We start from the raw sequence: 13,824 nt of genomic DNA, 5'->3' as shown, positions 1-13,824 counted from the left end.
TCCGCTCCGGCCAGCCCGGCGACGGGCCTTGATCGTTGTCAGTTGAGCAATTCGACGCGCCGAGGGTGCTGCTGCTGAGGTGCCAACGATCCGGGCGGGGCGCGGGGGTAGGTCCCGCGACACGCCCTGGAACACCTGGGCATCCGATGTCATCGCGCAGAAGGGCACCTGGCGGGCTTGGCCGCGCGCGAGCCGATCTCGCACAGTAGGTTGGCGGGGTGACAGGACGGTTCCCGATCGAAGACGTCTCCCCCGTCGTCTCGTGCGGGCGGTACCCGGCCAAGGCAGTCGTCGACGAGCCGGTTCCGGTGTCGGCGCGCGCCTACCGGGAGGGGCACGACGCGCTGGGCTGCAACGTGGTGTGGAGCGGCCCGGACGGCGAGCAACGGCCGTTCACCCGGATGCGCCCCGGCGAGCCCGGCCAGGACCGCTGGCACGCCACGATCCGCCCGGACGCCGTCGGCTCCTGGACCTTCTCCGTCGAGGCGTTCGGAGACCCGTACCTGACCTGGCAGAACGCGGTGACCAAGAAGATCGCCGCCGGGCAGGGGCCGGAGGACCTGGCCAACGACCTGGCCGAGGGCGCACGTGTGCTGGCCGCCGCCCGCGAACTGGTACCGGCCGCTGACCGGGCCCGCCTCGCCGACGCGCTCACCGCCCTCGTGGACACCGGCCTTCCGTTGCCGCAGCGCGTCGACCCGGCGCTGGCCCTGGCCGACCTGCTCTGGGAGCACCCGGTGCGGGAGCTGGTGACCGCCGGTGAGGCGTACACCCTCTGGGTTGACCGCAAGCGGGCCCTCTTCTCGGCCTGGTACGAGTTCTTCCCGCGCTCCGAAGGAGCGGCGGGTGGGCGCTCCGGCACCTTCGCCACCGCGACCGAGCGGCTGCCGGGTGTGGCCGCGATGGGCTTCGACGTGCTCTACCTGCCGCCGATCCACCCGATCGGCCGGGTCAACCGCAAGGGCCGCAACAACGCGCTCACCGCCGGACCGACCGACGTCGGTTCGCCGTGGGCCATCGGCGCCGCCGAGGGCGGCCACGACACGATCCACCCCGACCTGGGTACGCCTGCGGACTTCCGCGCCTTCATCGAGGCGGCCGCGGCGCAGGGCCTGGAGGTGGCGATGGACCTGGCGTTGCAGTGCGCGCCGGACCACCCGTGGGTCACCGAGCACCCGGAGTGGTTCACCACCCGGGCCGACGGCAGCATCGCGTACGCGGAGAACCCGCCGAAGAAGTACCAGGACATCTACCCGGTCAACTTCGACAACGACCCCGAGGGCATCCGCGCCGAGGTGCTGCGAGTGGTGCTGCACTGGGTGGGCGAGGGCATCCGGATCTTCCGGGTGGACAACCCGCACACCAAGCCGTTCGACTTCTGGCACTGGCTGATCGCCGAGGTGAAGGCTGTCGATCCGGACGTGCTGTTCCTCGCCGAGGCGTTCACCCGGCCGGCCATCATGCACGGGCTCGGCAAGATCGGCTTCACGCAGTCGTACACCTATTTCACCTGGCGCACGACGGCCGCCGAGATGCGGGAGTACTGCGAGGAGCTGGTCGCGTCGGCCGACCACATGCGGCCGAACTTCTGGCCGAACACGCCGGACATCCTGCACTCCTCGTTGCAGCACGGCGGCCCGCCGATGTTCAAGATCCGGGCGGTGCTGGCCGCGCTGCTCTCCCCCTCCTGGGGTCTGTACGCCGGCTTCGAGCTGTTCGAGCACGTGGCCCGGCCCGGCGCCGAGGAGTACCTGGACAACGAGAAGTACGAGCTGCGCCCCCGCGACTGGGCCGGCGCCGAGGCGCAGGGCCGCTCGCTGGCGCCGTTCCTGGCCACCCTCAACCGGGTACGCCGGGACAACCCGGCCCTGCACCAGCTGCGCAACCTGCGCTTCCACGAGATCGACAACCCCGCGCTGCTGTGCTGGTCGAAGCACGACCCGGACACCGGCAACACCGTCATCGTGATCTGCTCGTTCGACCCACGTGTGGTGCAGTGGGGCAACACGACGCTCGACATGCCGGAGCTGGGGTTCGACTGGCACGAACGGTTCACCGTGTACGACGAGCTGACCGGCACCAGCTACGACTGGGGTCAGCGCAACGCGGTACGCCTCGACCCGTACCTGCAACCGGCGCACGTGCTGACCGTCCGCCGCCCGGTCGCGCCCACCGCTCCGGCACCTGCCGCCGTCGAACCGGCGGACCTCACGGTCACCGACGTCCCGGACGACCTGTCCGGCGGCACCGCGCCGACGACACCGGCCCCGACGGCGGGCGCTGGCCCGACGGCAGGCGCTGGACCGGCGACGACCGGCGCTGGGACGGCGCCGACCGGCGCTGGGACGCCCGCGCGTTCGTCCGCTCCCCGCCCGGCACCTCCCCGCCCGGCACCTCCCCGCTCGGCCGGGGGTCGCCCGGCGAAGCCCCGCCCGCCCGCCTCCGCACCGACCGAAGCCGCCCCGAAGGACGACCGATGGACCAGCTGATCACCGGCGTGACGCACGACCCGCACGCGCTGCTCGGCGCGCACCCCGCCGACGGGTGGACGACGATCCGCACGATGCGCCGGGGCGCGGGCGATGTGCTGCTGCTCGTCGGCGATGAGCGGCACCCGATGAAGCGCGTGCACGACGTGGGCGTCTTCGAGAGCCACGTCGAGGGCACCGTGCTCGACTACCGGGTGGAGGTCGACGGCACCGTCCACGACGATCCGTACCGCTACCCGCCCACCCTCGGCGAGCTGGACCTGCACCTCATCGGTGAGGGCCGGCACGAGCGGCTGTGGGACGCGCTCGGCGCGCGCGTCTTCGACGAGGGCGTGGCGTTCAGCGTCTGGGCGCCCAGCGCCCGCGGCGTGCGGGTGGTCGGCGACTTCACCGGCTGGGGTCCGGACGACGGCTGGCCGATGCGGTCGCTCGGCTCCAGCGGCGTGTGGGAGCTGTTCGTCCCCAACGCCCGGGTCGGGGCCCGCTACAAGTACCGGGTGCTCGGCGCCGACGGGCAGTGGCGGGACAAGGCCGACCCCATGGCGGCGTACGCCGAGGTGCCGCCGGCCACCGCGTCCGTGGTGCACCACTCGACGTACCGGTGGAACGACGACGACTGGTTGGCCCGCCGGGCCGAGCGTCAGCCGCACCAGGAGCCGATGAGCGTGTACGAGGTGCACCTCGGCTCCTGGCGGCCCGGCCTCGGTTACCGCGAGCTGGCCGATCAGCTCACCGCGTATGTCACCGAGCTGGGCTTCACGCATGTGGAGTTCCTGCCCGTGATGGAGCACCCGTTCGGTGGCTCCTGGGGCTACCAGGTGACCGGCTACTACGCGCCGACGTCCCGCTTCGGCGATCCCGACGAGTTCCGCCACCTCGTGGACGCCCTGCACGCCGCCGGCATCGGCGTGATCCTGGACTGGGTGCCCGCGCACTTCCCCAAGGACGAGTGGGCCCTCGCGCGCTTCGACGGCACCCCGCTCTACGAGCACGCCGACCCGCGCCGGGGCGAACACCCCGACTGGGGTACGTACGTGTTCGACTACGGCCGCAGCGAGGTGCGCAACTTCCTGGTCGCCAACGCGCTCTACTGGTGCGACCAGTTCCACGTCGACGGGCTGCGGGTCGACGCGGTCGCGTCGATGCTCTACCTGGACTACTCCCGCGAGCACGGACAGTGGGCGCCGAACAAGTACGGCGGTCGGGAGAACCTGGAGGCCATCGCGTTCATGCAGGAGGTGAACGCGACCGTCTACAAGCACCACGCCGGCGTCGTGATGATCGCCGAGGAGTCCACCGCCTGGCCGGGTGTCACCGCCTCCACCGCCGAGGGCGGGCTGGGCTTCGGGTTCAAGTGGAACATGGGCTGGATGCACGACACCCTGCTCTACACCTCGAAGGACCCGATCTACCGCCAGCACCACCATCACCAGCTCACGTTCTCCCTCGCGTACGCCTGGAGCGAGAACTACGTGCTGCCGATCAGCCACGACGAGGTCGTGCACGGCAAGGGCTCACTGGCCGGCAAGATGCCCGGCGACACCTGGCAGCGGCTGGCCAACGTACGGGCGCTGCTCGCGTACATGTGGGCGCACCCGGGCAAGCAACTCCTGTTCATGGGCTCCGAGCTGGCCGACGACCGGGAGTGGAGCGAGGAACGCGGCCTCGACTGGTACCTGCTGCACGACCCGGCCCGCGCCGGTGTGCAGCGGCTCGTCGGTGACCTCAACCGCGTCTACCGGGCCACCCCGGCGCTGTGGGCGCAGGACACCGAGCCGGCCGGGTTCCGTTGGATCGCCGGCGACGACGTCGCCAACAACACCGTGTCATTCGTCCGCATCGCCCCGGACGGCTCGACGCTGGTGTGCGTGGCGAACTTCTCCGCGTCTCCGCTGCACGACTACCGGATCGGGTTGCCGGCCGGCGGGACGTGGGCCGAGGTGCTCAACACCGACGCCCACCACTACGGCGGGTCGGGGGTGGGGAATTTGGGTGCGGTGCACGCCGAGGACGTGCCGTGGCACGGGATGGTGGCGTCCGCGGCACTGCAGGTGCCCCCGCTGGGCGCCGTCTGGCTCCGCCAGGGCTGATCGCCGGAGGGCAGGGCTTACGGCCGATCGGCGCAGACCTGTACTAGCGTTGACGCCGTGAGCAATCGTGCTGCGAGGTACGAACCGATGACGGTGGCACGCCTGGGTGTCCTGCTCGTCGGGAGCGACGACACCAGGCGGTGGCGTCTGGTGGCGGAGTTCCTGGAGGAGTACGGCTGGGAAGCATCCGAGCATCGCGCTGACCTGCTGACCCAGGAGCCAGCGCCAACAGGTGACGATCATTGGGATGTCTTCCTCGCGGCATTGGCGGAGTATCTCTCCGCCCGCGACGGGCGCGGCGCCCCCTCGTGGGTCGAGACGCGGTCGCTACGAAAGTTCTGGTTCCCCTTCAACACCCGCGCCGCCCGCGTCGACGCCGTGGTGCACGCGCCTGCGGCATTCCGACGCCGTGGGGTGTTCATTTCCCCGCAAGAGTTGAAGGTCGCGTGAGCGCCGACGACCCGCTGCTCGATCGAACTGCCATCGAAGACGCCTTCCGCAGGCTCGGTGACCGGCTGGCAAAGCGGGGTGTGGTCGCCGACCTGTACATCTTCGGCGGGGCTGCCATGGCGCTGGCCTACGACGCCCGCCGGGCGACGCGGGACACCGACGCCGTCTTTCAGCCGCACGGCATCGTCCTCGACGAAGCGCGGGCCGTCGCGGACGAGCTAGGGCTGCCGCAGTGGTGGCTGAACGAACAGGCGAGCGCGTACGTCGCCGTGGCGGGGACCCGGAGGCACCACGAGTCTTCGATCACCCTGGCCTGCGGGTCTCGGCGGCGTCCCCGGAGCATCTGCTCGCCATGAAGGTTCTCGCGGCACGACGCCGAGACGCCGAGGACATCCGCTTCCTCGTGGAGCACCTCGGGCTGAACAACCCCGAAGAGGTTCTCGGCCTCTGCGCCGAGATCTTCCCGGACGAAGAGGTCCCCGGCCGGGCGAGGCTTGTCCTTGAAGACGTGTTCGACGGCCGGTAGCCAAGAGGGGCCGTCGGTCAGACCAGCCCGACGTCGCGCAGCAGCTGCCACAGGCCGGTGTCGTCGGGCGCGGAGAGCCACTTCTGCCCCTACCGGCCCCGAGGACGGCCGGTAGGGGCCGGCAGGTTCGCGGCCAACACCGACTGGGTCGGGGACGGTCGGCGGATCCCCACCTCGGCGACGTGCTCCGGGTGGGCGGCGGGCTCGTGGGCTCCGAGCTGGCCGACGAGCGGAAGTGGAGCGAGGAGCGCGGCCTCGACTGGTACCTGCTGCACGACCCGACCCGCGCCGGCGTCCAGCGCCTCGTCGGTGACATCAACCGTGCCTACCGGGACACCCCGGCGCTGTGGACGCACGACACCGAACCGGCCGGGTTCCGCTGGATCGCCGGAGACGACGTCGCCAATAACACCGTGTCGTTCGTCCGGATCGCCCCGGACGGCTCGACGCTTGTGTGCGTGGCGAACTTCTCCGCCCGGCCGCTGCACCACTACCGGATCGGCCTACCGGCGGGCGAAACGTGGACCGAGGTGCTCAACACCGACGCCCACCACTACGGCGGGTCCGGCGTGGGCAACCTGGGCGCGGTGCACGCCGAAGACGTGCCCTGGCACGGACTGGTCGCGTCCGTGGCGCTGCAGGTGCCGCCGCTGGGCGTCATCTGGCTCCGCCAGGGCTGACGACGGCCGCCAACCCCAAGAGAAACCGGGAGGTCCGCTTGCGCAGACCTCCCGGTTTCGGGAACATCAATTTCGCGAGCGTCGCAAAAGCAGCAGGTCCCCTGAGAAAGCCTTCAAGAATTCTAGCTGCCCATTGACGCTTCGCCCTCCGGTTCCGAGCGAGTTCACGAATTTGGACGCGGCCATTGCACATGGAATAGCAACCATCGAAGCAACCACTGCAGTGATCACTACAATCGCCGCTATCCATCCGAATAACACGGCCGGAGCTCCAAGCGTAATGGCTGTAAACAGTGCCGCCAAGACGACAAAGCTCAGCAGAACAGCCCGGACCGAACGCACGAACAGCTTATACGTCGGGGTATTCTGGAATTCGACCACATCCAAGGCTCTCACTCCAATCCTGCACCCCTACCAGAGGTCAACGTGCCCTAAGACCCAAGAGTTTGACACACCGGCCTCGCCAAAAGAAACGCCGGGACCTCCAGAACCCTCAAGACTAAGCCCATAGATATCACTGGTAGTAGATTTCGACAGGCCCCCTGTTGCGCCAACGGGCTGCTCGACCCCAGCCTGAAGGTAATACGACGTACCCCCCTGGTCTCGGACGCCGCCATTGGAGAGTGTGAAGCCAGCAGAACCACCGATACCCGCACCCGGACCCATGCCTGTCTTCACACCGTGATAGACGCCGACGCCGTCATGATCCACACCGAAGCATATGGAATATGAACCCGCACCGCCCAACTGCACATTGGGCCCGCCGCAGATGGCCAGCATCCACGTGAACGGCTCGGCTGGCGGCGGCGGCTCGTCTAGCGCGGGATCCCGGTCGTAAGGAAGAGTGTCTCCCCACGGCGACGGAGCAGGGGTCGGGGAGGTCACCTGGCGAGAGCCAAGCGCCGGCTGCGGGTGAGGCGTCGGTGTCGGCTTGGGCTTCACCGCGTCGTCAGCTCGGCAGGAATTTCGACTGGGGCATCCTTGGTGACCCTTCGTGTAGAAGGGCGGCGCGTTGATGCCCTCGGTCCGCTTGCGCGAGCGTGTGGTACTCTTCCCGTTTTCCCTACCCCATTTGACGTTAGCGGTACTGCCGCAGCCGTCTTTGCAACCCTTGCTCGGGCTGTAGCCGTAGCAGTCGAAGTGCATACAGTCTTCGGGGATGAGGCCCGTGGGGTCGCTGGAGGTGATAGGCGTGTTGTTGGCGTAGGAGTAGCCGTTCCACTGTTGCGGCTGCCCCGTGTCCTGAAGTGGGTCGACGGAGATGAATCGGCCTAGCGTCGGGTCGTAGGAGCGCGCGCCGACGATGCTGATTCCAGCGGGGCTGATCGGCTTGTCGAGGAAGCCGTGGTTGTCGGGTGCGGCGACGGCCGCACCCCGAGCGCCGCCGTACGGCGTGTACTGCCGCCAGGTCGGATTTTGCGCCGTGCTGTCGAGGTAGAGCGACGGAGTGCCCTGGTGGTCGGCGATGGCGAAGGTGTACGCCGTGCCGCTGCCGGTGCGGATGCAGCTACCGCCGCCAGGGAGGGCGTAGTAGCGGCTGCCGGTCACGGCGCTGGTGGCGGTGTTGAGGGTGAGTTGCTGCCCCGGCAGGTAGAGGGTGTTCTTGCCCGGCTCCTTCTGCAGCAGCAGGTTGCCGTCGGTGTCGTAGATGAAACTGTTGTTGCCGCTCGTGCCGCCGGTGACGTCGGCGAGCTTGCCAGCATCGTCCCAGGTGAGGGTCTGGTTGCCCTGGGCGGCGTTGCGACCGGTGGTGTTGCCGGCGCCGTCGTAGGTGTACGACGTGGTGCCGGTGGCTCCGCCGGTCGTGGTGGTCGAGGTCAGGGTGTGGGGCTTGTTTTGACCGTTGCCGTTGTAGGCGTAGGTGGTCTTGGTGTCGGTACCGCCGGTCAGGCTGTGCTCGGTCTGCTGGGTGCGGTTGCCGATCAGGTCGATCTGCCAGCTGGTCCAGTAGGCGCTACCCGCGCCGATGCTGTTGCCGACCATTGACTTGTTGGCGTCGGTGGGCGTGGCGGCGCAGGCGTCAGTGCCGGTCCAGGCTTCGGTGAGGCGGGCCAGGCCGTCGTAGCCGTAGCACTGCGTCTCCGCCGGGGTGGTGGCACCCAGCCGCTTGCTGATCTTGCGAGTGATGTTGCCGACCAGGTCGTACTTGTACTCCTGCTCGTCCACATTCGACGGGGTTGCCGTCGAACGGGTGACGAGCTGGTTGGTCAGCCGGCTGGTGTGCGGGTCGTAGGTGTTGGTGACATACGCCAGGTTGGTGCCGGCGCCGAGGGTCTGCTGGTTGACCCGGCCGTAGGCGTCGTAGCTGACGCTCTGGCTGTAGCCGGCCAACCCGCCGAGGGTGGTGGGCAGGTCCATGACCCCGGTGTAGCCGTGCAGCACGGTCTCCGAGGGCAGGCCACCCTTGGAGGGGTAGGTGTCGCTCAGGGGCAGGCCCAGCGTCGAGGAGTAGGTGTGCCCGAACACGTACGACCCGCCGAGGGCGCCCTCGGTGTCGGGGATGGTGACCGTCGTGCCAAGCGAGCTACCGAAGACATTGAACGCCTTCTGCTGGGTGGTGTACGCCTGTCCACCGCGGTAGGCGATGGTGGTGGCCAGCTTCCCGAGCGCGTTGGTGACGCCCGCGACGTTGTTGCTGTTGTCGTACACCCACGCCGCGCGCTGGTTCGCCGACGACTGGTTCGCCACCGTGGACGCGTACTCCCCGGTCTTGCGGTCGAGAGAGTCGTAGGTGAACGACAGGGTCTTGCCGCGCCCGTCGGTGGACTCCTGAAGGTTGCCGTTGGCGTCGTAGCTCATGCTGCTGCTACCGGCATCCGGGTCAGACTTCGCCACGACCTGACCGAGCAGGTTGTACGTCGAGGTCCACACGTTGTTGCTGGCGTCGGTGAGCGTCGACTGGTTGCCGTGCTCGTCGTAGCCGTACTTGCTGACCGTCGCGGTGCCACCGGTCACGGTGAACGTGCCGGTGAAGGTGTCCGCCGGTGTGGTCACCGTCGGACGGACGCTGTACTCCTGCAACTCCTTCTTCCGACCGAGCGGGTCGGTGAGCGTGGCGGAAACTACACCGCCGGTGGGCGGAACGACGGTGGTGCGGTCGCCGCCATGAACGGTGGTCGTCGTTGAGACGGTCACACCGTTCTTGGCCGCCGTCACGATGACCGCCCGGCCCAGACCGTCGTAGGTGGTGAACGTCTGGTTCGGTACCTGCTTACTCAAGTCGGCCGCCGACACGGGTGTGCTGACCGCCGGCAACGAGCCGTCGTCCCACCAGCCGTTGTACGACGCACGGGTCCATCCGCGCGTGTCGTAGAACGTGTCGGCGATCGTTCGGCCGCCCGTCGGGGTGACCGACTGGGTCTGGCGAGTGCGTAGCAACGCGTCGTAGATGGTGACCGACTTCTGATAGCCGCTGGAGTTGTTCAGGGTTTCCGTGGTGGTGGCGGACACTCCGGTCTTCGAGACGGTGTAGCCGAACTTGTAGTTGGCTCCGACGCTCGTGGCACGGGAATTCAGCCATACCGACGTCGCGCGGCCGAGCACGTCGTACTGCTGGGTGGTGACGATGCCGTTGGCGTCGGTGCTGACCAGCGGGATGCCGCGCTTCGTGTCGAAGGTGACGGAACTACCGTGCCCCGCGGCGTTCGTGCTGGAGGTGGCGGTGACCAGCTTGGCGGCGTTCATGGTGTAGCCGCTGCTTGTCTTGTTGCCCTTGGCGTCGTAGGAGTCGGTGACCCGGCCGTAGCTGTCGTAGGTCGACCGCTCGGTGGTCTGCCAGACGTACGCCCCGGAGGTGTAATCCTTGGCGGTCTGGGCGAGGGTGACGTCGCCCTTCGACGGTGCCGCCGCCTGCGGGAACGTCGTGGAGAAATCCAGGACGTCGTAGAAGCTTCGCTCGGCCTTCACCACCTGCGAGGGCCGGTTGACGCTGCTCGGGGCGGTCAGGGTGTTGACGCTGCCCGGCACCGACGCGGGGCTGCCCTGGGCGAACCCGCCACACGCCACGGCCACAGTCTCGGTCTGGCTGACCAGGCCGGCGAGGTTCTTGCTGGTGTTCGCCGGGGCGTAGGTGTAGGTGGTGCACTGGTTGTACGCCGTGTCGACCGGGACGGTGTAGGTGTAGGTGTTCTTCAGCTCGCCGAACGTGGCGCTGGTGGTGTTCGCGTCGTAGCTGTTGTCGCTGGCGGTGGTACGCCAGGTCACCGAGCCGCTGCTGGTGACAGCCTGGCGGGTGTACGTCTTGACCGGCGCGACCCACTGCGCCGTCAACGCCGACAAGCCCGTCCTGCTCCGGGTGGCGGTGGCCCCGGATACCCAGTAGGAGGTGATGGTGGAGGAGTCGACGCGACCGTTCTCGCCGAGGTACTTGGTGCTCTCCAACTCCTTGCCGGCGAGTTCGTCGACGTCCTCATGCTTGCCGCCGACCGAGTCGGTCAGGTTCAGCACGGTGGTGTTGTTGTTCTTGGACATGCCGCGGTAGTAGGCGGTCTCGGTCTGGGTGCGGCGGTCGTTGACGCCGTCGCCGGTGAACGTCTGCACCTTGGCGTAGCCGCGGAACTGGCCGTAGCTGCGGTACTTGGCCTTGACGACCTCGTTCTCGTCGTAGTGCCAGGCCGCGCCGTCCAGGTACTTGTAGCTGGTCGACAGGGCCGCCGCGCCGCCGGTCGGGTCGGTGGACGTGACGCGGGTGACGGCGTACTTGTTGAACCAGTCCTTGAACGGGTTCACGTAGCCGTCCGGGGTCCAGTAGACCGGGTAGCACGACTTCGTGTTCGTCGCCGGGTCGGTGGTGACCGGGGCGGTACACGGCACGGGCAGCTCGTAGGACGGAGAGATGACCGAACCGGTCTCGGTGGTGATCGTGGCGATGCGCTGCCGGTAGAACGATGGCAGCCCACCGGTGACGTCGACCCGGTTGGGCAGCTTGATGCCGGTGAACGACACCGACGGCAACGTGATCGCCGCCGTAGAGCCGCCGGCGCTGGTGTCGTGGCCCGTGCGCGCGATCGAGGTCAGCCACAACGTCGGCGACGTGCCGTCACCGGTCGCCGGCATGCTGTGTGACAGGGCGTAGGAGTCGACCTTCTCGTACTGGCTGGTGGCCGTGTTGTACTGCTGGGCCTCGATCGAGGTCAGGCGCACCGTGGAGAAGAACGACGGGCTCCAGTCGTCACAGTCGGTTCCCGAGGCGCAGATCAGGTCGAACGGCACGTCGGGCCAGTTCGCCTTGTTCGTCGAGTTCAACGGCTGACACGTCCCCGACAGGCAGCGGTCGCCGGTGTTGAAGACCACCCGGTTCGCCACTGTGCCGTACGCGCCGCCGTCGGTGAAGCCGTAGTCGATGCGTGCCAGGTTGCTGTCCCGGATGTAGGACACGTCCGAGGCGCCCTTGTTGCGGCCGTAGAAGTTCGTAGCCTGGTTGTAGTAGTACGCCATCGCGTTACCGTGGGTGTCGGTGACGTAGTCCAGGTTCCACCGGTACGCCATCGTGCACACCGATGACGAGAATCCCGCCGAGTTGTAACACGGGTCGCCCGAGTGCGGCGAGTACACCGGCGAGTGGTCCACCGACTTCGTCTCCGCCTTGCCCGAGGCCCAGCCCGGCAACCGGTTACGGCCGAACTCGTAGCTCGTGCCGTCGCGCAGCGTCACCCGCCAGTAGTCGGTGTTGTACGTCCCCGAACCGTTGTTGGAATTCTCGACGTGGGTGACGACCTCACCGTTGTCCGACTCCGGCTTCCACACATTCTTGGACGCGTCCCACACCAACGCCGTCGACGAACCATTCAACGACAGCGTCAGCATCAGGCCGTCGTAACAGCGGTCCGGCGTCTTAACCGGCGACGCGCTGCCACCCGGATCGTCCATGCACGACGCGAAGGTCTGCTCCACGAACGAGCGCGGCGTCGACCAGCCGTCACCCACCCACGACGCCTGCGCGTTCGTCGACGCCGTCTGCCCGTCCACACTGCCCGAGTCGTACGACAACGCCACCGTCGGCACCAGATCCGACGCCGCCGGCGGCACGGTCACCGGATACGAGTACGTGAACGAACCCGTGCTACCCCCGCCGGTCCAGGAACCCGACGGCTTCAGGTCCGTGGCCGCGTACGTGCCGCCCTTGCCGCCCTCCTCGCCGGCCGCGGCAACCGCCGCCAACACGGTCATGCCGCCGACCGCCTGCGCCCGCGCGTCCGTCGCCATCGGCACCTCCGCCGACACCGACTTCTCCGCGGCGTCGTTCGTCGACGCCAACGGCGTCGCCACCCGACACTCGCTGCGGGTCGGCGTCGTCAGGACACACGATGGCAGGCGTACCAGCCGCAGTCGCGAACCGTAGTTGCCGCCGAACGCCTCGGCGAACCCCGCGTAGTCCACACCCACCCGCACGGCGCCTGAGGACACGTCCGGAGCCACCGAAAGCAGCACGCCGTCCACGCCGGCAGCTTCGGCCGCCTTGCGGTCGGCGACCTTCACCGCCAGGCTGCGCGGGCCTGCCTTCTCCCTGACCGGCTGAACCCACACCGGCGCATCCGCCACGCGCGCCTTCGCCGCAGCCGCGCCCCGCGCCTCAGCAAGCGGTGCGGCCGGCAGGTCGACCTTCGCCGACACGGCCTTCGGCCACGCCGTACGCGTCGGCCGGTACGTCGACTTCGCGTCATCAGGCGGCGTGACGAACTTCGTCGGCAACGGCTTCACACCCTTGACCGACTGGCCCGGCGATGTCGCTGGCGCCTTCGCCACCTCCGGACCCTTGGGCTTCGCTACCGCGGGCGAACCCGACAACAGGCTGGCCGCGACCGCCGCGGCCGCGACAGTCGCAACCAGACGTCTGGGACGTTTGAGCAGGCGGTATCCCCCGTGGACGGCCATGCTGACCTCACCTCTGCGCGATGGAATGAGAGGCCACACAGAGTGATCGATCATGCACCCCCGTGGCGCGAACAATGTTTCATGTCCAACCACCTCGTTAGGTCACGAAACGATAACGATGATCAGCTTTCGATGCCATCAAACCCATCTCAGTGAGTGCCAAAAGGACAGCACCGAGTGACCAGAGACGTTTCCCGTAGGCCGCCGCGACTGCTTCACTGTGGCCGCTCGATCGGATGCGTCCGCGCGTTCACGTCACTCACGGGGAGTACGTCACATGATCAGAGGACGACTGCGCGTACGCGCTGTCGCATCGGGTGCGGTGGCCGCCGTCGCCATCGCCACGGCCACGGTCCCGCTCGCCACACCGGCCGCCGCTGCCGCCCCCGCCCCGCCGAAACCCGCTGCCGTCCCGGCCGGACCGCTCGGGGTCGACACGGCCCTGGCCCACGCCAAGCGGACCGGCAAGCAGGTCGAGGCGACCGCCGCCACCACCTCGACGGAGAAACTGACCGCCCTTCCCAACGGCCAGATCCTGCTCAGCCAAAGCGCCGTGCCGACCCGCAAACGCGTGGGCACCGACTGGAAGCAGCTCGATCCCACCCTCTACCGACGGGCCGACGGTGCCGTCACCGCGATCACCACCACGCATGACATCACGCTGTCCGGAGGTGGCAGCGGGCCGATGGCACACCTGGTCAGCGGCGACCGCTCGC

The 13,824-nt window shown here is 68.4% G+C and carries 5 protein-coding genes and 3 pseudogenes; 7 read left to right on the top strand and 1 reads right to left on the bottom strand.

Going from position 1 to position 13,824, the window contains the following annotated elements:
- Positions 1 to 218: 218 nt before the first annotated feature.
- The 6 genes and pseudogenes from B0E54_RS23395 to B0E54_RS23365 form a co-directional block, all read left to right on the top strand.
- Positions 219 to 2,294 (top strand): annotated as a pseudogene (locus B0E54_RS23395) (maltotransferase domain-containing protein); the annotation flags it as partial.
- A 182-nt stretch (positions 2,295 to 2,476) separates the two neighbouring features.
- Positions 2,477 to 4,579 (top strand): 1,4-alpha-glucan branching protein GlgB, encoded by a 2,103-nt coding sequence (gene glgB / locus B0E54_RS23390; RefSeq protein ID WP_234588060.1) that lies wholly within the window; start codon positions 2,477 to 2,479, stop codon positions 4,577 to 4,579.
- A gap of 57 nt (positions 4,580 to 4,636) precedes the next feature.
- A complete protein-coding gene (locus B0E54_RS23385) occupies positions 4,637 to 5,029 on the top strand; it encodes a hypothetical protein (protein ID WP_234588059.1) in 393 nt (130 codons plus the stop codon).
- Complete coding sequence (locus B0E54_RS23380) at positions 5,026 to 5,385, top strand: hypothetical protein (protein ID WP_234588058.1); 360 nt, start codon at positions 5,026 to 5,028, stop codon at positions 5,383 to 5,385. Before B0E54_RS23385 ends, B0E54_RS23380 begins: the two co-directional genes overlap by 4 nt.
- The gene (locus tag B0E54_RS23375; protein WP_234588057.1) at positions 5,382 to 5,555 is read left to right on the top strand and encodes a hypothetical protein; all 174 of its coding nucleotides are present in this window, start codon (positions 5,382 to 5,384) and stop codon (positions 5,553 to 5,555) included. The genes B0E54_RS23380 and B0E54_RS23375 overlap by 4 nt, the downstream gene beginning before the upstream one ends.
- Before the next feature lie 206 nt (positions 5,556 to 5,761).
- Positions 5,762 to 6,235: pseudogene (locus B0E54_RS23365) on the top strand (alpha amylase C-terminal domain-containing protein); the annotation flags it as partial.
- Between the two features lie 411 nt (positions 6,236 to 6,646).
- Here B0E54_RS23365 and B0E54_RS32830 read toward each other — a convergent pair.
- Positions 6,647 to 12,979 (bottom strand): RHS repeat domain-containing protein, encoded by a 6,333-nt coding sequence (locus B0E54_RS32830; protein ID WP_234588056.1) that lies wholly within the window; start codon positions 12,977 to 12,979, stop codon positions 6,647 to 6,649.
- A 406-nt stretch (positions 12,980 to 13,385) separates the two neighbouring features.
- Between B0E54_RS32830 and B0E54_RS23355 the strand changes: the two are divergent.
- A pseudogene (locus tag B0E54_RS23355) lies at positions 13,386 to 13,824 on the top strand (hypothetical protein); the annotation flags it as partial.

It is taken from the genome of Micromonospora sp. MH99 (genome assembly GCF_021442385.1).
In the GTDB taxonomy this organism is placed as follows: Bacteria; Actinomycetota; Actinomycetes; order Mycobacteriales; family Micromonosporaceae; genus Micromonospora.
This window is presented reverse-complemented; position numbering and strand designations above follow the sequence as displayed.

Bases quoted from the DNA above. Each gene is read 5' to 3' on its own strand.
- glgB (WP_234588060.1), top strand. From the start codon at position 2,477: ATGGACCAGCTGATCACCGGCGTGACGCACGACCCGCACGCGCTGCTC.
- B0E54_RS23375 (WP_234588057.1), top strand. From the start codon at position 5,382: ATGAAGGTTCTCGCGGCACGACGCCGAGACGCCGAGGACATCCGCTTC.